This window comes from Brasilonema octagenarum UFV-OR1 (assembly GCF_963888615.1).
GTDB classification, from domain to species: Bacteria; Cyanobacteriota; Cyanobacteriia; order Cyanobacteriales; family Nostocaceae; genus Brasilonema; species Brasilonema sennae.
In genome coordinates, this window is record NZ_CAWPKW010000206.1 from 1 (window position 1) to 23,303 (window position 23,303).

General features: G+C 41.5%; 21 protein-coding genes. 6 read left to right on the plus strand and 15 right to left on the minus strand.

Translation table 11 applies throughout. The features are described 5' to 3' along the window. Positions 1-80 precede the first annotated feature (80 nt). The gene (locus tag AC5590_RS15310; protein ID WP_169264456.1) at positions 81-896 is read right to left on the minus strand and encodes a DUF3598 family protein; all 816 of its coding nucleotides are present in this window, start codon (positions 894-896) and stop codon (positions 81-83) included. A gap of 67 nt (positions 897-963) precedes the next feature. Here AC5590_RS15310 and AC5590_RS15315 point away from each other — a divergent pair, with 67 nt between their 5' ends. Beyond that, positions 964-1,140, plus strand: a complete 177-nt coding sequence (locus tag AC5590_RS15315) for a DinB/UmuC family translesion DNA polymerase (protein WP_169264457.1) — start codon at positions 964-966, stop codon at positions 1,138-1,140. On the opposite strand, the gene AC5590_RS15320 is transcribed toward AC5590_RS15315, so the two are convergent. Beyond that, positions 1,141-1,437, minus strand: a complete 297-nt coding sequence (locus AC5590_RS15320) for a hypothetical protein (RefSeq protein ID WP_169264458.1) — start codon at positions 1,435-1,437, stop codon at positions 1,141-1,143. 335 nt (positions 1,438-1,772) lie between these two features. Here AC5590_RS15320 and def point away from each other — a divergent pair, with 335 nt between their 5' ends. Together def and AC5590_RS15330 are read left to right on the plus strand one after the other, a co-directional pair. Further along, positions 1,773-2,348, plus strand: a complete 576-nt coding sequence (gene def / locus AC5590_RS15325) for a peptide deformylase (RefSeq protein WP_169264459.1) — start codon at positions 1,773-1,775, stop codon at positions 2,346-2,348. An 8-nt stretch (positions 2,349-2,356) separates the two neighbouring features. Next, positions 2,357-2,554, plus strand: coding sequence for a hypothetical protein (locus tag AC5590_RS15330; RefSeq protein WP_169264503.1), 198 nt, complete (start codon positions 2,357-2,359; stop codon positions 2,552-2,554). A 157-nt stretch (positions 2,555-2,711) separates the two neighbouring features. On the opposite strand, the gene AC5590_RS15335 is transcribed toward AC5590_RS15330, so the two are convergent. Then, entirely contained in the window at positions 2,712-3,104 is a 393-nt protein-coding gene (locus AC5590_RS15335; RefSeq protein ID WP_169264460.1) for a carboxymuconolactone decarboxylase family protein, read from the minus strand. 649 nt (positions 3,105-3,753) lie between these two features. On the opposite strand from AC5590_RS15335, the gene AC5590_RS15340 reads away from it, so the two are divergent. Then, positions 3,754-5,820, plus strand: a complete 2,067-nt coding sequence (locus AC5590_RS15340; protein WP_169264461.1) for a caspase family protein — start codon at positions 3,754-3,756, stop codon at positions 5,818-5,820. Positions 5,821-5,896: 76 nt separating this feature from the next. On the opposite strand, the gene AC5590_RS15345 is transcribed toward AC5590_RS15340, so the two are convergent. Further along, positions 5,897-6,787, minus strand: coding sequence for a c-type heme family protein (locus tag AC5590_RS15345; protein WP_169264462.1), 891 nt, complete (start codon positions 6,785-6,787; stop codon positions 5,897-5,899). Positions 6,788-6,916: 129 nt separating this feature from the next. Between AC5590_RS15345 and AC5590_RS15350 the strand changes: the two genes are divergently transcribed. Continuing rightward, positions 6,917-7,774: a phosphate/phosphite/phosphonate ABC transporter substrate-binding protein gene (locus AC5590_RS15350; RefSeq protein ID WP_169264463.1), complete on the plus strand. Its 858-nt coding sequence runs from the start codon at positions 6,917-6,919 to the stop codon at positions 7,772-7,774. Between the two features lie 98 nt (positions 7,775-7,872). Here the strand turns inward: AC5590_RS15350 and AC5590_RS15355 are convergent, their stop codons facing one another. The 11 genes from AC5590_RS15355 to AC5590_RS15405 form a co-directional block, all read right to left on the minus strand. Next, positions 7,873-9,534 carry an MFS transporter gene (locus tag AC5590_RS15355; RefSeq protein WP_169264464.1) on the minus strand — a complete coding sequence of 554 codons (1,662 nt, stop codon included), beginning with the start codon at positions 9,532-9,534 and terminating at the stop codon, positions 7,873-7,875. Positions 9,535-9,586: 52 nt separating this feature from the next. Then, positions 9,587-9,949: a RidA family protein gene (locus tag AC5590_RS15360; RefSeq protein ID WP_248277199.1), complete on the minus strand. Its 363-nt coding sequence runs from the start codon at positions 9,947-9,949 to the stop codon at positions 9,587-9,589. Positions 9,950-10,232: 283 nt separating this feature from the next. Continuing rightward, positions 10,233-10,760, minus strand: a complete 528-nt coding sequence (locus tag AC5590_RS15365) for a styrene oxide isomerase (protein WP_169264466.1) — start codon at positions 10,758-10,760, stop codon at positions 10,233-10,235. A 96-nt stretch (positions 10,761-10,856) separates the two neighbouring features. Further along, positions 10,857-11,081 carry a peptidoglycan-binding domain-containing protein gene (locus tag AC5590_RS15370; RefSeq protein ID WP_169264467.1) on the minus strand — a complete coding sequence of 75 codons (225 nt, stop codon included), beginning with the start codon at positions 11,079-11,081 and terminating at the stop codon, positions 10,857-10,859. A gap of 155 nt (positions 11,082-11,236) precedes the next feature. Continuing rightward, complete coding sequence (locus tag AC5590_RS15375) at positions 11,237-11,464, minus strand: peptidoglycan-binding domain-containing protein (protein WP_169264468.1); 228 nt, start codon at positions 11,462-11,464, stop codon at positions 11,237-11,239. Positions 11,465-11,605: 141 nt separating this feature from the next. Continuing rightward, complete coding sequence (locus tag AC5590_RS15380) at positions 11,606-12,862, minus strand: cytochrome P450 (protein WP_169264469.1); 1,257 nt, start codon at positions 12,860-12,862, stop codon at positions 11,606-11,608. Between the two features lie 49 nt (positions 12,863-12,911). Beyond that, entirely contained in the window at positions 12,912-13,286 is a 375-nt protein-coding gene (locus AC5590_RS15385; RefSeq protein ID WP_169264470.1) for a VOC family protein, read from the minus strand. A gap of 213 nt (positions 13,287-13,499) precedes the next feature. Beyond that, a complete protein-coding gene (locus AC5590_RS15390) occupies positions 13,500-14,753 on the minus strand; it encodes a cytochrome P450 (protein WP_169264471.1) in 1,254 nt (417 codons plus the stop codon). 129 nt (positions 14,754-14,882) lie between these two features. Beyond that, a complete protein-coding gene (locus AC5590_RS15395; protein WP_169264472.1) occupies positions 14,883-15,557 on the minus strand; it encodes a glutathione S-transferase family protein in 675 nt (224 codons plus the stop codon). A gap of 189 nt (positions 15,558-15,746) precedes the next feature. Continuing rightward, a complete protein-coding gene (locus AC5590_RS15400) occupies positions 15,747-19,106 on the minus strand; it encodes a ferritin-like domain-containing protein (RefSeq protein ID WP_169264473.1) in 3,360 nt (1,119 codons plus the stop codon). An 875-nt stretch (positions 19,107-19,981) separates the two neighbouring features. Next, positions 19,982-21,535 (minus strand): flavin monoamine oxidase family protein, encoded by a 1,554-nt coding sequence (locus AC5590_RS15405; RefSeq protein WP_169264474.1) that lies wholly within the window; start codon positions 21,533-21,535, stop codon positions 19,982-19,984. Between the two features lie 467 nt (positions 21,536-22,002). Here AC5590_RS15405 and AC5590_RS15410 point away from each other — a divergent pair, with 467 nt between their 5' ends. Continuing rightward, entirely contained in the window at positions 22,003-23,226 is a 1,224-nt protein-coding gene (locus AC5590_RS15410; protein WP_169264475.1) for an MFS transporter, read from the plus strand. Positions 23,227-23,303 lie beyond the last annotated feature (77 nt).

Consider the following 23,303-nt stretch of genomic DNA (forward strand, 5'->3'; position numbering starts at 1 on the left):
TACCTCTGTCGGGAAACCCTCCTATGGCACAAAGTGCCACGCTGCGCGAACAGTACTGGCTCCCCTACACCCCTATACCCCTACTTGTTGACTCTATGTTCTGTTACCAAAGTCAGCGTAACCCATTCACCTTTGTCGTCGTAGCTGCGAATCATTCGTTGGCGTAAGTCTGGTTGGATAAGCCAACCGACTTCAAGAAAAAGTGGTTGACGTAATTGCAACTTGAGTAAAGAGGTTGCAGAAGCACCATCAGGTAGAAGTAGGACTTGTATCTGCTTTTGAGGATCTTGGTTGAAGTGGATGATAGAGTCTTTAACAGTCGCGGTTGAAGTGATTGTGCGTTCGCCAAAAGTTAAGCTTTGTGTTAATCGCCCAGCACCATCAAGTTGTAGCTGCATTTTAGTGGAGTTAGTTTGGGGTGAACGCCAATCTGGATATATTGTCACTGCTTCACCCTGCCATTCTCCCAAAAGGTCATCTACTGTTAAAGATGGACGTTGTACTGGTTGGGTTCCAGCCAGATGTTCTCGAATGAGGGTGAGTTTGTCTAGTTGGAGGTTTTTGTCAAATAACTGAACCAGACGTAAGCGACGATTTTCCCAAATTAAACCTAGTTCTGCCCCAAATTCTGAAAATGGACCAAGCTGTGTTGAACCTTGAGAAAACGCCCCATTTTCAAAAAACAGCACACTACGTCCTAAGGACGAGTATTCAAAAGCTTTTTCATTTTCCTGAGGGAAGCGAATTGTTTGGCGGATTGTTTGGTTGTTGTTTAACCCTTCCAAGGAAACTACGCTGGGAGTATCTTCTAGAATTTCACCTTGAGGCGAGATACGGGTAAATGAACCTTGCCATTCACCGAGGTTTTTCAGCAAAGATTCCCATTGCGATCGCATAATTATAAATTTTTAGTTATGAATCAGACATTATACCTTATAAAAAGTACATTTTCTTATTAGATAATTGAGTGCGATACGCTTAGCGTCAAGCTTCTGGCTTATCGCTTATGTCGCAAGGGAACTATTTGAAGCAATTGAACTAAGCGATCGCAGTATTCGGCTACTGGGCATTTCACTATCAAATCTTGATAATGTCCAAACATCCCAAGCTATTCAACTGGCATTATTTGAACTATCCTAATCATTCTACTTTTTCATCTTGAGACTCATCAGAAATAAGTTCTAATTCGGTTTCCGGCTCAGTTTTGATATTAGCTTTCGGCTTAACGGGTTTGGGGCCACGCGCCAAAGCCGGATTAACCGGTTGCCTTGATTCATCCCCAAAGGATGCTTTTCTGCCCCTACCCTCAGAGCGGTCATCACTCTGTTTTGAGTTTTTGCGACTGGGTTGGGGAATCGGCATAGAATCCAATTTTTCTGACTTGGTGTCAGTGCCTTCAGAAGACTGACGCTCAGATTTCTTGATTGGGCGTTCCACTTTTGTTAACTTTTTTTGATTGACTTATCTTATATAATATATCGCTGTCAGGTAACAAATAATTTGTTACTTGAGATAAGTAAAAGTCACTCAATGGATTAAACTCATACACCCTGATGTATGTCTTTACATAGGAGTAAATAGTTTTTGTACCGGTGGGAGACAGCCCGAGCGTGCAATCGCCCAGCTTATACCAAAATAAACTTGAGAGCAGATATGGGCATTACATCCGTTAATGGTGGGTTTTACCCAATTCAGGAAAGGGACTGGAATTGTTAAGATCAAAAAACTGACAATATATTAAAACCTAGTTAGCACAACTGAGTTACAAGACCATGCCTATAGAAATCGCTGTTGAAAAGAAAAAGTTACAAAATCCGCCATTAGAACTTCATTACTTAGGCGATCGCGTTCTACGTCAAGCAACTAAGCGCGTATCTAAAGTTGATGAGGAAATTCGTCAAGTGGTACGGGAAATGCTACAAACTATGTACAGCAAGGATGGCATTGGTTTGGCTGCGCCTCAAGTGGGAGTTAACAAACAACTCATTGTCATCGACTGCGAACCAGATAACCCAGCTAACCCACCACTGGTTTTAATCAATCCCACGATCACAAAGGTTAGCCGTGAAATTTGTATGGCGCAAGAGGGATGTTTGAGTATTCCAGGGGTTTACATGGATGTAAAGCGTCCGCAAGTTGTAGAAATTTCTTATAAAGATGAACACGGGCGTCCCCGGACATTAAAAGCTGGAGATTTACTTGGACGATGCATCCAGCATGAAATGGATCACCTCAACGGCGTGGTATTTGTAGATCGTGTAGAAAACTCTTTAGCTTTGACGCAAGAGCTATCTAAGCATGGATTTTCACATCAGGCTGTAAAACCAATAGATAGGGTGGTCCGCTAATGAATATAATGACTCCAAAAAGCGGTTTATTTCTCGCTGGTTCTTGTATTACGGCTATAGCCGCAGTCGGTTCAATGTTTGAACTCGGTTCTGGACAACCAGACTTGGGTACTGAAATAACTGCAATTATCCTGGCAATAAGTATTCCACTGACAGGATTATTTTTTGTTGCTGCAGTTAGGGATGCTAGAGCTAATATTAAGTAAGCATCAGGTGTAAAGCAAGGAAAAGGAAAAAGAAAAAAGGAAATATAAATCTTTTGACTTTTAGCCTTTTCCCTTTTACTTAAAGCTGATTATTTCATTGTGATTTGAGAGAAAAATTCCTAACAATTGAAAGAATTATTGCTGTGAGGATAAGCCTCTACGTCTTGAATTGCTCATCCACTGGAATTTGGTAGCCATTGGCAAGGCGATTGGTTGTATTTGCTGTAGCAATAATCCCCATAAGTTCGGCGAACATAACATCGCTCATGCCTTTTGCATATGCCCCTGCTGTATGCGAGGCGATGCAGTACTCACAACCATTTGTCACACTCACCGCAATATAAATCAGTTCGCGCATCAACGGATCGAGTTCGCCGGGAGTAGTCATCACTTCTTTGAGTGTCTCCCACGTTCGCCGTAGAGTGGGGGGATGATTGGCGATCGCTTTCCAAAAATTGTTAATGTAATCAGTCTTACGAGTGGCGCGGATGTCGTCATATACGACACGCACTTCGTCACTGGCTTGTTCGTATTCAATGAGTTTGGTCATCTGAATGGAGAAGTATAAAGGACAAAGACTTTCAGATCATAGTGGTATTAGCGAGTTGAAAATCCCTTATCTTCTGTTAGTCTGCGTAGCCTCCGTAGGTATCTAGCGTTGGAAACCTTCCCGCAGCGCTGGACTCACCAAATCAAACCAGGTTCCTATATCAAACATTTCGTGAAATAGTATAACAGTCCGTTTTTTCCTTTTGTTATAACAATTAATAATAACTTTTCTGTTTTCGTTGTTTTCGTCATTAAGTTTTGTAAATATTGGCGTAATTGATCAAAATCACAGTGACTAAATATATAGGTAAAAGTATTTGATTTTCGGAGGAAAAGCGTATTTAATATTGAAGGCTAACCAAAAAGTAAGACCCTTAAAGATTATTCGTTAATAACTGTATAAAAATATAATAAGTACTTAAACTCAGTCATCTGGGCTGGGCAAAGGTTGTGGATGTTATGACGCTCAAGTGCCTTAGTTAGCAAAGGAGTGGAAAATCAATTTTCCTTTGAGTGCTTTAACGCAATCAATTTGCTAGATTAGACGAAAGTAAAACAATTTGCTGAAGTGAAAAACTCAAGTTCATAAGGATTTACTCAACAGACTTATAGAAAATTATCGTAGTTCTTTTTAGGATTAAGTAGTAATTATGTGCCCCCTCGGTATTAGTTCTAGTGGTTCTAGTGACTCAACTACTATATTGAAAACAGGAGAAGCCAAGCTTTGGATTCTCTTGGTAGGCGTTAACGAATACCAAGATCAAACCTTGCCTTCTTTGCGCTACCCAGCGTTAGATTGCCAAGGGTTAGGAGAAGCGCTTAGCAAAGCCACCCAGGGATTTCCTAATAAAGAAGTGATTGTTCATCACGATTTTGCAGCACAAGCTCCTACCTTGCAAAAGATTCGTGGGAGCCTGCAAAAAATTGTTTCACAATCGAAATCCCAGGATACCATCCTGTTATATTTCTCAGGGCATGGAATGTTAGAGCCTAATACTCAGCAGTCTGTCCTGTGTTTGGCAGATACCCATAAAGATAACTTGCTGGGTACAGGCTTAGGTATGCAAAATCTGTTGCAGATGTTAGGGACTAGTTCCGCTAATCAACAGTTACTTTGTTTAGATACCTGTCATAGCGGTGACTTGAAGTTGTTGGGGGGAAACCGTGGTACCGCCAGAGATGGAGATGTCCCTAATACTTCACTCACTCCTACAACGCAAGTAATGATGAATGCCTTGAGACAACGTGCTGCTCAAAGTAAGGGATTTTGTGCCTTGCTATCTTGTGATCAAGGACAAAAGTCTTGGGAGTTTCCGGAATTAGGACATGGAGTATTCACTTACTATTTAATGCGGGGAATTTTGGGTGAGGCTGCTGATTCATCTGGAATGATTGAAGCAGACGGACTTTACAAATATGTTTACCGCAAGACCCAGCAATATATAGATAAATTAAATCAGCAACTGCGTTTGATTAATCAACAAAAACTCAACCGTGGAGAGCGTCAATTATATCCAGAATATCCTCAGCAAACACCTAAACGAATTGTAGAAGGAGTAGGAGAATTAATTGTTGGATTCAAGCCAACAAAAGTTGAATCTTACAAGCAGCGACGTGCGGTTGTACTCGATGGACTTTCTAACAGCAAAACAACTATTGAGTTGAGTCGATTATTTGCTGGTGCTGGCGGTTTTGAAGTTGAGTATCTTCCAGGACAAGGTAAAAGTTTGTCAGAGATACGGAGAACTATTCAAGAATTGACTCGTTGGCATAATCATTCAGAAATAAAACCTTTTTTACTGTCTAAAATCGTCAATATACCAACATGCTTATTATATTTGCGCGGGCGCATCGAAGAAATTGAACACGAAGAAGCCTGGTTAGTTTTGAGTGATGGAACACGCTTGAGTCGTTCTTCCTTAAGACAAGAATTGCGCCGTGCTCAAAAAACTCAACAAATCATTATCTTAGATTTCATTATTTCAGATTCTTCTGAAGCTACTTCTGTGGAGAATTGGATAGAAGATTTGCAATGTGACACAGAGTATGGACAATGTTTAATAGCTGCTGCAACACTGGCTAAGCAACCAGAGTTATTTTCTCAAACGCTTCTAGAAACCCTTGTTGCAGCAAATTCGCAAGCTGGCTTATCAATTGTTAAATGGATTGCTCAATTACAAACCTTTTTCCAAAGTAAAGGTATTAATCTGCATGTTTGGCTATCAGGTACACAAGCAGTTATAGATATTTTACCTGGTAATATTGCCACGATTTTTCAAGATTTGCAGAAGCCAAAAGAAACTGAAAATGAGAAAAACAAACAGGAAGATGATGCTTGCGTGTTGCTGAACAAGCCTGACTTCAAATGGCAACACAACGAAAATTTATTCTCCAATCCACCTTCTCGAATTCCTTCCTTATCTTCACCAGAGCATTCACAAACGCAGAAGTCTTTTTCTCGTTCTAATTCTGATGTTCGTGTTTCAGCAACCAAACAATCCCAGCTAAATTTCCTTCCCGGTATTGATGCCAACTTTATTACCAAATGCGAGCGTGAGTTGGCTTATTCAATTGGTCCAATTGCTAAATTTGTCGTGAAAGATATTCTACAATCTCACCCGCAGATTTCCTTAACGGAGTTTATCAGTAAATTAGCGAAGAACATTCCCGAAACCAAACAAGCTTTAGAGTTTGAGCGGCGTATGCTCAGTCAATAGACTTCTGTAGAAAATAGCAGAAGCTACTCAGCTAAAAAGGTTTTTGATGTCTGCGGCTGAGCGCAATTTCAGACGGCTAATTACGATTTTTATTTAACATATTCATAGCCATTTCTAAACTGTACTTCATTCGATTGAACGCTTCTGCTAAATCTCCGACTTCATCTTTAGATTGTTTTTCAAAATTGGCATTCATATCACCAACGCTAACTTGTTCTGCCACATTAGCAATTTTTTTAATACGCAGTAGTACAGTCTTTTTCAACAACTGATTTACGACAATAAGGATAACTGTAAAAATAATCGCTACAACTCCCATCATCTGAACCCATGAGCTACGAGCTTTGCTCAAAATACTTGAAGCTGGAACATAAACTATTTGTGCTGCAACAATTTGATTGAGCTTCCATCCAAAACCATGCTCTTGTCCGTAGGTTGCTATTTGACTTTTTGGAGCTTCTTCAGGAGTGTTATGACAGCGCAAACAAGTCTGTTGTTCTATTTTAAAAGGTCGGGCGATATAAAATCGTTTTTCTCCAGAGAAGGTTCGGAAATCATGTCGGGGTTTTGAATCCGGCTTTTGAATAAAATCTTCAACGATTTTAGTTTCAAATTCGTCAGCTTTATCTCGCAAATTTGTTGGATTCAGTGTAGCGTCTTTGTAGACAAATTTTTCGTATTCTTTATTTTTACGGAAAAGTTCAAACACCTCTCTAACGGAATAAGATGGTATGGATTCTGCAATGAACTGCTGTTGAGTATCTAACTGCGGTAATAGTAAAGGTTGTACACGGTCGTTAGTATACTTTCTAACTGAGTTGACAATTTGCATGAGAATCTCGGCTTGAGAACTTACCTCATTCTCTGCATTTTTTTTAAATACATTTTCTAAAATTATTCCACTACCAAAAATACCAATAATAAAAACTATTATTAAGATGAGATTAACCTTATTTTGTATTTTCATGGTTTTTATTGCTGAATCAAAATTTTTTATTTTTTATATCATTATAACATTTTTGTAGAAAAATGATTTAATGCTTAATATTATTAGATAATAACAAAGTATCCCAAAAATCTTTGCTAAAAACCTTTGATGTCATCTCAACTTTCCCGACGTTTATTTCTTTTACAGACATTGCTTCTGTTCACCGCTTGTGCAGCAGAAAAAACATCAAATCAAGAACTTGAGTTAGTAATTGGCATGATTAGCTATGGAGATGGAAAACAAACGCTAGAACGATTTGTTCGCTTCCGTGAATATTTGGGTGCTAAGACGAAAGCAATTATTCAATTAGAGCCAACTTTGAATGAAAACATAGCCCTTGAGCGCATTCAGCGTGGTGCTTGGTCATTAGTTTTTGCTCCTCCAGGTTTGGCTGCAATTGCAAGTGCTAACTATCAATATTCACCAATTTTCAGTCTTGAAAACCAGGACTATCCACAAGCAATATTTGTTGTACGCGAAGACAGTCCTCTACAAAAATTAAAAGATTTACAGGGTAAGACAATTGCCTTAGGTCAACCAGGTTCCGCCACTGGATATTATTTCCCATTGCGTAATCTTTCCGGTTTCACATTGACAGAGATTTTATCTGCTCCTACACCAAAAACAGTGCTTGAATTGGTGGCACAAGGAAAGGCTGCGGCTGGTGCCATTTCGTCAACAGAATACAATTTTTATAAAACGAAATTAGGTGCAGCAAAATTTCGTATATTATTCACTGATTCTCAAAATGTTCCATCTGGTTCTGTTTTGATTGGGCCGAATGTCGAAATAAATCGTCAACAGTTGATTCGTAATTATATGAAAGATGCTCCTCCTAATATAGTTCAAGACGTTGGATATGTACCAAATGCAGAACCCCCTGACTATAAAAATATGATTTCTTTAATTAAGCAGCTAAAACCTATTGCTGAGCGTCTTAATTCCAAACCTGTTCGTCTATTTTGATGAACTAACCCAAACTAAAACGAATGCCTGATTTCCATCGGCAAACACGAATACTATTTGATAAATACAAATCAAAGTCTTGTGAGCACCGATAATAGCTACTCATCAAGCGCAAACATGAATGTTATCGTGTCTCGCCGCCCAATATCAATGCGAATACCTGGTTTTAACTTGTACCAAACACCTGGTATGACTGGATAATTGTTAATGTAAGTGCCGTTTGAACTGTTCAGATCTTGGATATAGTATTCGTTTCCGTCAAAACGAATCTGGGCATGAACACGTGAGACAAGTTCAGAACTAGGTAAATCTGAAAGATCCACTTCGGGAATAATGCGATTGCTGGACTTGCCGATATTAATGACCTGAAAATTATCCGGCAATTCAAAGACTCTGTTAGTTTGGACATGTAATAGCTGTGCAATAGATGTTTGTATATTTGTTGGAGATGCAGGTTGTGGTGGAATTAAAGTTGTTTCATCGGTGTTTACAGGAAGCTCGACCTGTACGGTTTTTGCAGTGAAATTGAATATTTTAGTTGTTAGGAAATAATTGAAAACTGCAAATGAAATAACGGCAAAAACGGCGCTGGAGTAAAAGACTGCTGGTAGTCCCCAAAATGTGATGGCTAAACTTCCAAGAAACGGACCAAGTGTTTGTCCCCATGACATAATTGAGGTATTTACCGCCATAAATCCTGCCCGAGAATCTTGTGCAGAAAGTCCTCCTAACAGTGCTTGGGAAGATGGAAGAGCGATACCTTGAGCAGCACCCAATAAAATCATTGGGATGAATATCAACCAAAAGTTAGGAATAATAGGAAGAATCAACAGCGCAACTGCAAAGAGAATAAAAGAAAGTTTGATGAGTTTAATTTCCGAGAGACTCTGAGTCAAGCGTCCCAATTGAGCAGCGAATAACGCCAGCGCAATTGACATACTCGTCAGGATAATCCCATTTTGCAAATCTGTTGTTTGGAAGTTCTTTGTCGCCAAGAATGGAATATAAGTTAAACATAAAGTTTGCAGCAAGAACAGAGACATAACTGCGAACAACAGCCCTAGTACGTGACGATTGTTTATGCTGTTCCAAGTGCTTTGTAGATAAGATTTGAGTTGAAATTTCTCTGTGTTCTGTGGTCTTCTTGGTAATCTTAGTGTCACCAGTACCAAAAATGCTATTGGAATGGCAACCAATCCTGGTAAAAACGTATATTGCCAGTTAATCTGGCCTAATATCCCACCAATAAGCGGAAAAAGTGCCCCACTCATACCAATCAAAGCGGCATTAAATGCCATTGCAGCGCCTAGTTTTCTGCCTTGGTAAAGATCGCTAAGAACGGTAAGTTGTAGCGGTTCTAAGCTAGCAGCACCAACACCCTGTACAAATCGCCCTCCTAAATGGATTCTAAATTGCTGTGTTACATTGGTCGTGAAATTAGATGCCCAGCCGCTTAACCCAGCACCAAGGGCAAACACCAGCAGCGAAGGAATCAGGACTTGCTTTCTGCCTAAAACGTCAGCTAAAATTCCAAATATTGGAGTAATAACCGCACCGGGCAACTGGAAAAGTGTCGAGATCCATGAAGCTTCCTCTGGTGTAACATGAAAAATTTTGTCTTGTATGGTTGGTAGTGCGGGGTTATAGAGGGTTCCCCCTAAAATTCCCACCACTGTCACAAGATTTATGATGTAAAAATTTTTATCTTGGAAGATGTTTGTTGAACTTTTCGGTTGGTTTCTTGTGCTTGACTGATTCATGGTTTGTGTTTACCCTCTCCTGACTAATACTTCGCTTGACAATTCTGGTAATTTAACTTTCTATCATAGGAGTGAGTGTCGCTATACATTCCATTTCCACTCGTGCATTTAAAGCTAAACCGGTTGCGGCTAAGGCACTTCTTGCAGGCAATCGTGACGGTGAGAAATAACTAAGATAAACCTCGTTCATAGGGTCCCACTCTTGTATATCCGCAAGCATTACCTTGCATTGAATAATTCGGTCAATTGATGAACCATGTCTCTCAATAATACGTTTAATATTGTCCATAGTTTGCTTTGTCTCAGCTTTTATTCCACCAGTGACAAGCTGCTTTTTCCCAGGGATGTTTCCGATAACCCCTGAGAGGTAAAGCATGTTACCAACACGTACTGCTTCCGAAAAGGGAAGATTCATAGATGTGGTCTCAGGAGAGGTTAGATATTCGACCGAATCTGGGGAATATGACATTTTGGCTGATTTTGGCTAAGTTTTGATTGTCTGGCTTCAATACTATAAGTTAAAGTAGTACCCAATCAGATCATAGTAATTAACGAAGATAAAAACTTCATTTAATTCTCCCTAAACCAGTGTCTAAAAATAATAGATATCTTTGAAAATAAGACGTAACTCCTTATTTTGCTTGAGTTCAAATCTAATTTTCGCAGAAGTCTATTATTGTGCTATGACATGGCAATGACTAAATAGATTCTTCTGGTGAAGCGGAACCACTTTTAGTTTGCCTTAAGCCATAGAGAATCACAAAACAGGCTAAAAGGAGAAAAGTGGTCATGAGTTTGGTAGGTATTTCGACAGCGGTCTCCAACCACGCAGGACCTTCGGGAAGTCCCTGTCCTGTCATCGGAAAAATCCTCACTAAAGCAAATGCTGCTGCCAGAATCTGACCAATCACACCAATATAAGCACTGATGAGAAACGACCAAAAACTTGCTCTAGCAATCCACAGTGGTAACTTGAGGTATGGATAAGATAAACCGATGATTGCTAAGAACATTCCCTGTGTGATTGAAAGTGCATGGGCTGCTAGCCCCGCACGTGGATTGGCATACAAAGGGATCAACAAGCCAAGGATAAATCCTAAGGTACAGAACAAAATACCATGCCACAGAAGACTGCGTTTAAAAGCCTCACTCTGAATGCTATTCATTCCAGAAGATGGTGGTTTTTCTAACAAATTAGATTCAGAAGTTTTCTCAAGGGTACTCATTTTTAACTCTCCATCTCTTTAAAGTAAAACACTATACAACACGGGTTGAGTCGTCAACCCGCGTTGTTATCATAATTTAAGTTATACGAGTTTAGGTTAGACAGGAGGACCACCTAATTTTTGACCTGTTTGCGGTCCGACAACTCCATCTGGTGTTAAGCCATTGTCCTGTTGAAATGCTTTAACTGCTTCTTCAGTGGCTTGATCAAATGTGCCACTAACTGCACTGGTGTCAAGATATCCCTTTGCAGAAAGGTCACGTTGCAGTCCTTGTACAAAATCACCTGTGGAACCACGACTTAAGGTTGGAGGCATACCCATTGTTCTATTTCTCCTGAATGAGTGACAAAATCAACTATTGTGTGAAATTGAGATTTCAAAAATAAGTAAGAAGTATGAAGTCCAAAAAGAAATATAGATTTGTGATTCTTTAACTTTCATCCTTCCTACTTTTCTATAGGGGAGACTTGTGAGTTTTATGCAGGAGGACCACCACCTAATTTTTGACCAGTTTGAGGTCCAACAACACCATCCACTGTTAGGTCGTTGTCCTGTTGAAATTTTTTGACTGCTTCTTCGGTTGCTTGATCAAATATGCCGTTAACTGCAGTCGCGTCGAGATATCCCTTTGCAGACAAATCATTTTGCAGTTGTGAGACAGATGCATCGACAGAACCAAGTTTTAAAATTGGAGGTGTACTCATTGTTGTGTTTCTCCTTGAAACTACATATGAATGAACATTTTGAAGCTCAGTTTTTACTGAATGGCTTCAATTCAGTGGCACATAGGTACTGTAAGCAGGCTACGTTACCAAAGCTTTTTATGGACGGGTTGACTCAACCTGTCACACGACATCCCACTCCACCTTTAGGTGTGAGTAACCACGGAATATCATATTTGGAGAGTGGGTTAGTTCTTGATTGGGACGCAGTCGCAGATTTGGCAATCTCTTAGATAAGATCTCCAGCCCAATCCTTGCTTCCCGACGAGCAAAGTGCGAACCAATGCAACGATGGGTTCCATGACCAAACGCTAGATGGTTGGGGGTAACCTCTTTAAAGCGTTCTAAATCAACACTATCAGCATTGCTGTATTTAGTTTCATCCCGATTGGCAGAGCCATATATCAAATAGATTCGAGTACCCTTGGGCAGCATGACTCCCGCTAGCTCAACTTCTTGGGTAGTTGTGCGAGTCATTGATGTGACAGGAGCATCATACCTTAGTATCTCTTCAAGAGCAACAGGAATGAGTGCAGGATTATCACAAATAGTTTGCCATAAATGAGGCTGCTCTAGCAAGTGTTTTAATGCATTCCCAATTAGATGAGAACTCGTCTTATGTCCTGCTTGTACTAACCCACATAAAATACTGACTAACTCTACCATGTTCAGGTCAGAGGACAGCACATTGCTAATGAGATCGTCTTGAGGTGATTTCCGTCGCTCCTCAATGAGACTAACAACGTAGTGCTGCATTGACACAAAACTTTGAGCGCATTCTAACTGACGTTCTGGCGTCATTGGCGTTGACAGCAACTCATCCATGTCATAGCACCACTTCTTAAGATCTTTCATCCTGTCTGAAGGAATACCATACATGGTGAGGATGGCTTCAAGCGGCAGTGGATAGGAAAATTGCCGTATGATGTCGGCGTGACCATCATTAACAAAATTGTCTACCAATCTGTTAGCAATAGTGTGAATTGGTCCTTCCATTGCCTCAATCCGCTCTGGTGCAAATACTCTCATGAAAGGAGCACGCAAGCGTTTGTGATCTTCGCCGTCACTATTCACCAAATCACGAACTTTGGGGACACCTTGCTTGAGGGCTTCAACTGTTTGAGGCGTGAATTTGATCACCGGAGCAAGAGTATCCATTGAAGAAAATCTTGCTGGGTCTTTAAGTACCTTTAAGATTTCATCATAGCTAGTCAGAACATAGCCGTTTAATAATGGGCTATGAAATAGCGGCTCTTCTTGTCTTGCAACTTTATAAAACGAATATGGATCGTCAAGTTGTGGGTTGACAAATGGTTGGTATTTTTCCCCAAGATGGGGGCAAGTTTTCTTTTCCGGTTGTGTTGAATGTTGTCCCATCATAGTTTCTATATTTATCTATTTTGGTTTTATTTCTATTGCTGACAATCATTCATTTTTGACAATCAATACTGAACGGGTTACCTTCTGGATCAATACCTTCGGCAATTTTTAACCCAGGCGAGGGAGAACGAATTGCGCTAAGTTTCACGCCGCGTTCTGTCAATTCTTTATAAGCAGCATCAATATCATCTACATGAAATGCTAAGAGTGTGGGTTTATCTGTACCAATTTGCTTCTGCATATTGCCGTGCAAAACCAAGGTACATTCACCTGTGATAAACTCCACCCATTGTTTATCAATACGTCCTTCTATACTTTGCCGACATTTGATTGTTAAACCCAATTTATTTTGATAAAAATCAATTTGTTTGTCTATGTCTGTGACGTAGACGAGAGCTTTTGTCAAACCTTGTATAACGTTCATGATGATTGTACCTTATTTGCAATTTTTTTATGGGCAGAGTTTGTATGATTTTAGATTTTAGATTTTTAATTTTTGATTTAGGCGTTGCTGATTAACGGTAAGGCGTGAAGGCACTGCAGAACTTGTGTTTGAGACATTTGATTTTTTTCTGTCATACTTACTCGAAAGCAACGCCTAAATTTTAGAGGGGATCTAAAATCTAAAATTTGTGAATTAAGCGATCGCAGGTTTTTTAAAACTAACGTGCAAATGATTAGGACCATGAAACACAATGTTGTTTGCCCACTCAATTTTTTCATCTGCCAAACGAAGCTCAGGCAAACGGTTGAGCAAGACATTCATGGCAATTTGACCTTCAGCACGAGCTAGCGATGAACCAAGACAGTAATGGATACCGCCGCCATAGGCACTGTGTTTGTTTTCTGCACGCTGTATATCCAGAACATCGGGGTTCTTGAATTGGCGAGGATCTCGGTTAGCTGAGCCAAGCATCACTCCTACGCTATCCCCACGCTTAATCAACTTGCCGCCAACCTCAACGTCTGCATAAGCCCAGCGTGTAACCATCTGGATTGGCGTGTCGTAGCGGACGAACTCTTCTATTGCAGCAGGAATGAGTTCGGGGTGAGAGCGTAACTTTTTGAGTGCTTCTGGATGTTGGAGTAACGCCAGTGCACCCTTGGCAATCAGGTTAATTGTGGTTTCGTGTCCTGCTGTCAGCAGGTGGGTGCATGTGGCGACAATTTCAAAGTCGCTCAGCTTGTCGCCCTCATCAGCAGCTTTAACTAAAGCTGAAATCAGATCCTCACGTGGATTGGTACGTCGTTCTGTGATTAAAGGCGTGAAATAATCGACGAATGATTGAGCAGCCTCGTTTGCACGTTGGTAGACTTCTGGTGGTGGTTGCAAACGAGAGGCGCTGGCATGTTGCATCGCTAGTGCCCATTCACGGAACAACGGCAAATCTTCGGGATCAGCACCTAGCATAATAGCAACGACCTTAGTTGGCAGAGGGAAAGCGAACTCCTCAACCAAGTCCAACTCACCACGGTTCTGAACTTTATCCAACAGATTGTCTGCAATTTCGTAGATGGCTGGACGGATGTTTTCAACAATTCTTGGGGTGAATGCCTTGCTAGCCAGCGATTTTAGTCGTGTGTGATTGGGTGGTTCCCGGAAGACTATCCAATTACTGACGAGAGCCAAGAACGCGTTATATGCTGTTGGCACTGGCGTGGTTTCAACATCTTCTCGTTCGTTCAAAGTCTCGCGACCAAATCTCCGGTCTTCGAGAACTTTCATGACATCTTCATGACGGAAGATGTACCAAGCACCAGGCAACTTGGGATTCGCTGATACTCCCCAATGAACGGGATCTTCCTCTCTGTAGCGACGATAGACGGTGTAGGGATCTTGGATAACTTCTTTTATAAACGGGTTTAATCTTTCAATTGTTGAACTAGACATTTTTTATCTCCAATAAAAAGTTTTGAATCAGGGGTTAGAAGTAGGGAATAGGGAACGCTTAACAGGAAACGGGGAAAAGAGTGTTTTTTTCATATGTTGCTTGCAGTTTCCTGCGCTAGTTAGAGATTTCTAACTTTCCAAGGGCACCAGTTGCAGGGGATTGCGCAGTTCAGACAGCATCTGTGTCATCTGGTTACGTCCGGAGTTAAAAACTTGCGCTACGGATAATCTGGACTCCAAACGTTTGACGTAATTTGTCAAATTGGGAAAGTGTTTGTAGTTGTAAACCATGCGCAGGTAAGCGAAGGTGGGGGCAGCAGCACAATCAGCGATTGTAAACTCTTCGCCTCCCAGCCAGGTACGAGTGGCGAGTTTTTCATCAAGCATGGCGATCGCTGTTTCCAATAACCGCTTTGCTTTGATAACCTCTTTTTTGCCTCGTTCCTCAACCGGACGTTGGGTATCAGCAAACAACGCCTCCCGTCCATTGTTAATGTACACATCAATCATCCGTTCCACCATCCGCACCTCTAGGGCTTCTTCTGAATCAACAGGAATGAGGCGGGATGTATTTGGAAAACGTTGGTCAAGGTATTCAATGATTATATTAGCCTCAAATATGACATTTCCTTTGTCAGTTACTAAGGTGGGTATCTTGGCAAAAAGGTTAATTTGCATATACTCTTCACGGCTTTCGGGGTCAAAAAGATTTACCGGAATCGCTGTAAAATCAACTCCCTTCTCGTACAGGGCGATTAGGACTCGTTGGGAATAAGATGATGCAGGAGCGTAGTACAGTTTCATGACTCAGTTACCCAGTTGTTATCGGTTGATAGTTATCCATACCGTCGGAAAAATGAGTTTATGCATTTTTTTTGTACTCGCGGACAAGAAAATTAGAAAACCGATAACTGATAACTGTTCACCCTTCGGGTTCGCCAGTCGCCTACGGCGGGAAACCCGCCTGCAGCGCTGGACTCACTGTTCACTGACTCAATGAGCCAACGACTGGGGATGACGAGCTAAATCATCAAAGAATTTGGCGTAGAAATCAAAGATTTCGCAGACGCTGTTGGGGATGGCTTCGCACTCACGCGATCGCTGTCCTAGTCGCTCAAATCGACGGGCAATGATTTGAAGTGCCACTTCTGGCGTCGGGATATAACTAGGAGATTCTATCTCAAAGGATGGTCCGGCTGTTTTACCGTTTTTGCCTGAAGGCATACTCATCAGCACTTCTCCTAAAGGACGCATCATACCAGTCATCACGTCAATACCAGCATTCATCAGCTTTGAGCGCCGCAGGCTACCAGTGGGCATTAACCCAAAGTGTTGTACCATAAGTTGCGTCATTAGAAAATAACTTTCGTTAAATATTTCCATGACTGCTCTGGTTTGGGGGACTGTCACAACGTTAGTGTTGTAATCTCGGTAATTTAAGGAGGGATTACGCAAACCAGGATAAGAGGGGTTCCACGGGGCTTTGCCTTTCGTCTCGCCATCACTCACCTGTTGATGAGAAAGTGCTTCAGCCAGACGACGAAATTGTTGATAGTGAGAACGCTCAAATTTTGGTGATTGGGCGTGACATCCTTCTCCTTGTTCGACAATGAGGTCGATCGCGAAAAGTGCGCTCTTGAGGTCGTCTACCTGAAACTGGTAATCTGGGTGAACTTTGTTAAAGTCATCGCGTATAAATAAACGATGTTCGCCGCCTACTTGACCCTTTTTGACCATGAATAAATCTGGAATATTCTTCAGCCCTTCCCGAATCTGGTGATACAGTTCGCTTAAAGAACCATAACCATGTAGGCGGTGAACTGTCGGATCCCCTCCTCCAGACTTGTCGTTTAGGTTTTCTTCCAAAAAGTCGGGCATCTCCAAACGCATAAAACGCTGTAGGGAGGTGGCGTTCAATGGTTCTAGGGCAAAGTCTACATCAATGGGAAAGCGTCCGTTGAGTTCCCTGAAGTTGGGAACTGCTGGATAAAAAGGTTCCCCAATTGCCATCAATATATTATTTACCATCAAAAAGTGAATCATTTCCTCGCGGGAGACTTCCAGCAGTACACCCCGCATCCCATAACTTCGGACTTCTTTCCCGTCGCCACAAGCTAAATGTAACTGTTCGGGAGTCCACAAACCTCGACGTACGTATTCCTCACCTGTGACGTAGTTAGGAACAGAGTATCCTGCATAAATGTATTGCAACATCACAGCAACTTCCAACTCCGCCGCCTGTTTCAAGGCACTTACTAACTCCTCGCGTGTCTGGAGTGTGCGTTGGCTACGCTTTGGTTCTGGAGTTGCAGGCGGAACATAGCCGACTCGCTGCTGATTTTGCAGAAACTTCAGCAGAAGCATCGACTTAGCTTGGGACATATCCCGCGTTGGCGGCATATAGTAAGTCTTATATTTGTTGCGGGGGTCAGACATCTGCCACATCAGACGTGCATAGGTTTCTACCTTGCATTGGTCAGCGAGACTAAAAACATCCACTTTCATGAACGAGAAACTTAACTCGTAGAAAGCGAGGACGTGTTCGTAAATTAAGTTAAAATCTACAGCTGCATTTTGAATTTCGTCCAAGTGCCAGTCATCACTTAACACCCGCACGGCCAAGAAGCCAGCACCAGACCAGAAGCCCAGTTTATCATCATTGTCGTAAGCAATTTCCGCTTCATCTAAGTTATGAGGGTCACAAGGTAAATCATCAGGGTGAGCAGATAACAGCACCCGTGTTGTTCCCGATCTACCACCGCGCACAGTTACCCAACCACGCCCCTCGTGATTGGTGGAAATTGCACATGTGGGGGTAAATTCTCCCTCAGAATTCTGCAACCCTTGCTTGAAGTGGACAATTTCCATTTCAGAGTTACGGGGAAAGTGGAAAGTTTTACCTGCGTTGGTAGGGTTACTTTCAAATTCGTAACGTAGCTGGGGGAATGCTCTTGGGTTGTAGAACTGACGCAGGTAGACAGACTCAACTTGAGTCGGGCGTCCCCGGACAAAAGACCGTACTTCTAACTCAACTGCATGGTCTTCACCCAGTTTCCAGTTGGGATGTTCTAAAAATAAAGACGCGTCATCTACCTGAAGATTGATTTCTTCTTCTTTAACAAGAATTTGCTGTTGTCCGTTAGCTGCTGTCTGGATGATACACAGACCTTGCTGTTCTATCTCGTCGCGCAGATTCTCAAATTCTTCTACTAGTGGAACATCTACAATTCCACTTTTAAGTTGATGCGCTTCCCGTTGATATTCTTCTTTAGGAATCCGTGCTATCAGCCGTTTGCTATCAACAGTACGTACTTCCAAATCACCGAGGTCGAGTTTGGGACCAATCCCATGAGTTGGTCCGGGTCCTGGTTTAGGGGCGCGTCCGACACAAGGTACGGCTGTGACCATATTTAAACTCACACCTTGGGGAGTCACTTGCAGCGTGAGGTTAGACATTTGTGCTGATTTGGTTTCCGACTCAGCAGCACGTCGAGGAGTGAGTAACCGTCCGTGAGGATAAGTGCTGAGTTGGTCTTTACACCACAAACCAATAGTTCCGTGCAGTTCCCAGAACGTTGGTAAGTCGGGTTGCACTGGTGCAGACATATTACTAATGCCCAATTGCACCACCAGTCCCAACACATCGTCACGATTCATTGCTTCCCGCAGTAAAGATACAGTTGGTGACTGGGCGACTTCTTCACCCCAGAGGAAATCTTTAGCATCTTTGGGGATAGTAAATTGATAAACTGCTGCTCGTTTAAACTCGCTGTTGAGGCAGTGTTCAGGTAATTCGCGGATATGATCGAAATTTTGCCAACGGGCTAACTGCATCCCAGAAATTGGTGCAGAAACCATATATGGAACTTCGTTGGAAGCACCAAGGCGTCCGAAAGTCAAGTGTCCCAACATGATTGTGTTTGTCCAGTTGGAAGCTGGATCGGACTCAAAAAAGCGGGCGCGATTGAAACTTGTTTTGACGTAGTCGTTATGGTGACCCCATAAATCAACACTGCGTCCTACTATTGGATCACGTTGGTCAATCTGTCCAAACTCACGTTGTGTGCTAACAATTTGTGCTTCGATGGAAAAGTGACCGTTACCGCCAAAATCCCATCCCATCGCCATACTGAAGGGACCATTTTCATCCAATTCTCCTTGCTGGTTAAACCGAGGTCCCAAATTTTGAAGGTATTCGTGGTACTCGGACGCCCCACGGTGGTCATCAAAGGGCTTACCATTCATGTAGCAGGTGTTGCTACTGACATCTACGAGACCATTTTTATGTCCTGTGGGGGCGTGGATGCGGGCAAAACCGAGTAAGTGTAGGCGGGGAAAATCTAAAATACTCATTTTAAAAAACCACTTTTAGGACTTTGGATAAAAAAGACGAAGTTAGGAAACAAAAAACACTTTACTGAATCATCATGTACATTTGGAAAGTCAGGAAGTTTGTCCGTTATCGGACTTGAAAGAAACAAAGATTTTGTTTTCTCGAACAATGCTGATTTCTGTTGCAAATGGAATATAATGTGAGATTTTCGTAAAAATTCAGCCTATCTGCAAAGCTTTCAGCCCAGATTTATGTTACAAAAACACATCATTGACAGCAAGCTTGTGAAGTATTAGTTTTCTTGATAAGCATGTTTTTTGTTATTTTTCATACATAAATTAACTCACTCTCATATTTACTTTTAGGTATTATTGTAGATACATTTTTATTGTGCTCCCTAATATATTGTGGTTGTTTCAAATACTACTATCGTGTTTTCTTTTGTTTTTCTTCATAAATAGCGCTCCTTGAACGAGTCAGGGTTGATAGCCAGAAAGTCACTAGAAGTATATAGAGTTGAGTGAATTCAACTTATGCAGTCACAGATTTAAAGGATGCGTAGGTGATGCACGGGGACGAAGCAGCCAAGAAGAGAAAAAAGCAGGTATGATGAGCGCTTGATTGTTTGATCAAGCAGGGTAAGCTCGTCCAGAACTCATAGGACTTACGCACCATCTGCTGTTAAACCGGGTTTCTTCGTTCGTCTTTGGTTGCGAAACAGACGATTTTTGGTAAAAACCGGGTTTCTTTGCCTAAGTCCTGACTCAAAAGCTATAAAATCTATAGATTTTGTGACATTTCTTAAATTATTTTCAAGATTTACAATTCTTTATTTTTGAATTTTGAATTGTTAAGTGCCCCCATCCAAACCTGTTGAGGGGGCGAGTCGAGATGATTAAGCTGCGGGATATTCCAGATGTTGATTGTTTTGTAGAGTCTTGACATTTGTCTTCTTGGTAACGGGGTGTTGTGTTGTGCTTTTCTTTAGCTGTCGGTGAGAAATAATATCGTACAAAGCTTCAAGTGCAGACTCAATAGAACCCTGAAGCCAAGCAGGATATTTAGAACAATGTTCGCCAGCAAAGAAGAGAGTGTTTTGCGGTCTGGCAGCTTCTAAGTAACTGATAGTATAGTTAGACTCATCAGACATATCATCACTCCAATGAACAGTGCATCCACCAGCACTCCACTCGTAATTACCCCAGGCAATAGAAGCTACATCTAAGACCATACCAGGAGTTTGAAGTTCTGGGTGAACTTTGCTAACAACGTTCTTGACGTAAGCGTGACGTTCTTGTCCAGACATCATTCCCAAGCGTTGTGCATCGTCCCCGATAGTATAACTTGCAAGCATCGTACTACCACGTTCGGGGTTGAATTTCACAGAAGGATAGTATGTTTGACGAACGCCATCACCGCTGAAGGATGCACCACCCTTGATACCTTGTTTTTCCCAAAAAGCTTGTTGTGTGTGAAATGCAACCTTGGTTGCTGGACAATATATAGTATTGTGGATTGATTCGAGTTTTCTGTCGTCAAATCCGCTCAACTCTATTTTCCGCAAGACTGAGAAGGGAATGGTGCACAACACATAGTCGCAGTGACGAGTATGCAACTGTCCATTTACCAAGTAATCCACTTCTACGTGCTCTTGACGTACGCGCAGTCCTACTACTTGTTGGTTGCACTGAATATTAGCTTTGATGGATGATACCAGACGCTGGATGAGTTGATCCATTCCGCCTTTGAGTTGTAATAAATCGTGACTGGTTTCAACTAAGATGTCGCCCAGAAACATATCCAAAGCTTTGCTGCAACGAGCGCGAAAACTTGGGTTATCTTTAATGAATCCCTGTAAGTCGATAGTTTCGCCGTCTTCGCTAAAGTAAGGTTCTAAATTCAGTCTTTCCAATTCATCCATTAAGTGTGATTTGAGATCTTGTTCCAAACTTTCACGCAAGTTACCAGGAGAAATAGTATCAATGATGGTTTTCAGCCATGCAGCAAAGAGTTGAGTTTTCTCGCTATAACGATTGTCTGTATAGATTCCTTGATAACGTTCTTGGAACAGCCGGGGCGCGTCTTTCATCCGGAAAATTTTTCCTTGGATGTTCATGAAGGCGTTTTGTTCTTCAAAGACTGTGACAAATTTGCAAAGTTTATCATCTAAGCCCATTTGCGAGACGTAGTGCAGTGTATACTTATGTTCGCTGGGAATACGCATTGCTCCCAGTTCTGCATAGGGTGCCTCAGGTTCATTACCAAAACGATGAGTCCAAACTCGACCACCGATACGTGGGCTAGCTTCCATAATATCTACTTGATGACCTAGACGTTCCAATTCGTAGGCTGCAACTAAGCCAGCAATTCCCGCGCCTAGAATGGTGATGTGCTTACTTTCAGGGAAGTTTGCCAATTTGCACATATCGAGCATTGTTGTGGTATCCATGTTCCGGTTCCTCCAGTAAATAAATTGATTTAAAAGTTTTATACTGGTCATAAACTTTTTTTATGCACTTGATGTGTGAACTTATCAGGAAGCATCTTCACTTGGGGAATAGGGAACGCTTAACGCTTAACACGGTTAATGCGCGCTTTATAAGCGATTAAGCGAACTTGATACTATAGATAATCTCACTGCGCCCTCGGGGACACCTCTCCACTCGCGAGTGCGCTTTGCGCTTACGCTCAAATTCGCTGATTAAAAAAAATTTTCTTTTTCATTTGGAACGACCGAATTCAGCGAAACAGCACCTGGTGAGGTCATTGAACCGCAACGCGCCTACCACTTTAGAAAAAAAATGTGTTTGTTCTGAGTTGGTGCTGCATAATCATCATTTTCTGCTGGTAATGAACTCATAGTTAATCAATCAAAGCTTAGTCCAAAGTAAGTAAAAAAAATAAGGAGATAAGAATATGACTTCATCACTCAGTAGAATTGACAGTAATGCTAAGAGCATACAAATTGATGCTAATCTTTTACTGATTGTTTCTATATCGTTAGTAGCAATAAGTGGAGTGGTTGGTATTAATCCAATCATGCCAAACATTGCTAAATCTCTCAATATTCCAACGCAAGAAGTTGGATTGATCATGACAACTTTTTTGATGCCGACGACAGTTGGAACTTTGATTTTTGGAGCATTAGCAGACCGTATTGGTAGAAAGAAAGTTCTTATTCCTTCTTTGTTATTGTTTGGAGTTGGTGGAATATTGTGTGCGATCGCTAATAATTTTCACAGCTTACTAGAGTGGCGCTTTTTAACTGGTGTAGGTGCTGCTAGCTTAGAGTCCTTAGAACTCACTCTCATCAGTGATTTATATAGCGGTAAAATGCTCACTACTGCGATGGGTTTTAACTCCGCAATGATTGGGGTTGCAGCTACAATTTATCCTCTGATTGGTGGCGTATTAGGAGAGTTAAGTTGGCGATATCCGTTTTTACTATCAATCTTAGCCTTCCCTGTTGCACTGTTGATTTCTAAGAATCTGAAAGTACCAACCAAGCAAAAAAGCACTGGAAATTTGAATTTCAGCAACTATATCAAAAATACCTTTAACAATATCAAAAATCCTCAAGTGTTTGCGCTACTGTTTGCGGTTTTTTCCCTCTTCGTCATTGAGTTAGGAACTTTCTATACCTATGTCCCGATCCTTGCTGGAACTCAATTAGGCGCTTCCGGAGTAGAAATTGGTATTATCATTTGCTGTCAGTCACTCGTTTTTTCCTTTGTTGCTTCCCAAGTGGGATTTTTGGCAAATCAGTTTTCAGAAAAAAAGTTAATCATGTTAGGTTTTCTTCTCTGTGGTTTGTCACTCCTGATTATGCCTGCTATTAATAACGCTTGGTTGCTAATCATTCCTTCTGTTATATTTGGTGTTTCTGTAGCCTTGATTTTTCCACCTCTGCAAGCAACGTTAGCAGGAATTGCCCCAGAAGGTTACCGCGCTGGATTTATGGCACTCAATGTTACAGTTCAATCACTAGGAAGAGCATTAGGTCCTTTATTCGCAGGTCTTGCTTACGGTGCTTGGGGAATACAAGGAGTCTTTTATGCAAGTGTAGTTCTTATTATCATCACAGTTGTTGTGTTTGGTTTGCTGCATACTTCTAAAAAATTGAGAGTTGTGAATGGCTAAAGCTGTAAAACTAATTTTCAACATGAAGCGTTTTTATTATGTTAGGGTCGAGAGAAATATAACTACTCGACCCTTTG

Coding starts and splice junctions, on each gene's coding strand:
- AC5590_RS15365 (WP_169264466.1), bottom strand. CDS start 10,760: ATGAGTACCCTTGAGAAAACTTCTGAATCTAATTTGTTAGAAAAACCA.
- AC5590_RS15345 (WP_169264462.1), bottom strand. CDS start 6,787: ATGAAAATACAAAATAAGGTTAATCTCATCTTAATAATAGTTTTTATT.
- AC5590_RS15310 (WP_169264456.1), bottom strand. CDS start 896: ATGCGATCGCAATGGGAATCTTTGCTGAAAAACCTCGGTGAATGGCAA.
- AC5590_RS15340 (WP_169264461.1), top strand. CDS start 3,754: ATGTGCCCCCTCGGTATTAGTTCTAGTGGTTCTAGTGACTCAACTACT.
- AC5590_RS15410 (WP_169264475.1), top strand. CDS start 22,003: ATGACTTCATCACTCAGTAGAATTGACAGTAATGCTAAGAGCATACAA.
- AC5590_RS15375 (WP_169264468.1), bottom strand. CDS start 11,464: ATGAGTACACCTCCAATTTTAAAACTTGGTTCTGTCGATGCATCTGTC.
- AC5590_RS15355 (WP_169264464.1), bottom strand. CDS start 9,534: ATGAATCAGTCAAGCACAAGAAACCAACCGAAAAGTTCAACAAACATC.
- AC5590_RS15405 (WP_169264474.1), bottom strand. CDS start 21,535: ATGGATACCACAACAATGCTCGATATGTGCAAATTGGCAAACTTCCCT.
- AC5590_RS15360 (WP_248277199.1), bottom strand. CDS start 9,949: ATGAATCTTCCCTTTTCGGAAGCAGTACGTGTTGGTAACATGCTTTAC.
- AC5590_RS15400 (WP_169264473.1), bottom strand. CDS start 19,106: ATGAGTATTTTAGATTTTCCCCGCCTACACTTACTCGGTTTTGCCCGC.
- AC5590_RS15350 (WP_169264463.1), top strand. CDS start 6,917: ATGTCATCTCAACTTTCCCGACGTTTATTTCTTTTACAGACATTGCTT.
- AC5590_RS15390 (WP_169264471.1), bottom strand. CDS start 14,753: ATGTCTAGTTCAACAATTGAAAGATTAAACCCGTTTATAAAAGAAGTT.
- AC5590_RS15380 (WP_169264469.1), bottom strand. CDS start 12,862: ATGATGGGACAACATTCAACACAACCGGAAAAGAAAACTTGCCCCCAT.
- AC5590_RS15335 (WP_169264460.1), bottom strand. CDS start 3,104: ATGACCAAACTCATTGAATACGAACAAGCCAGTGACGAAGTGCGTGTC.
- AC5590_RS15330 (WP_169264503.1), top strand. CDS start 2,357: ATGACTCCAAAAAGCGGTTTATTTCTCGCTGGTTCTTGTATTACGGCT.
- AC5590_RS15395 (WP_169264472.1), bottom strand. CDS start 15,557: ATGAAACTGTACTACGCTCCTGCATCATCTTATTCCCAACGAGTCCTA.
- AC5590_RS15385 (WP_169264470.1), bottom strand. CDS start 13,286: ATGAACGTTATACAAGGTTTGACAAAAGCTCTCGTCTACGTCACAGAC.
- AC5590_RS15370 (WP_169264467.1), bottom strand. CDS start 11,081: ATGGGTATGCCTCCAACCTTAAGTCGTGGTTCCACAGGTGATTTTGTA.
- def (WP_169264459.1), top strand. CDS start 1,773: ATGCCTATAGAAATCGCTGTTGAAAAGAAAAAGTTACAAAATCCGCCA.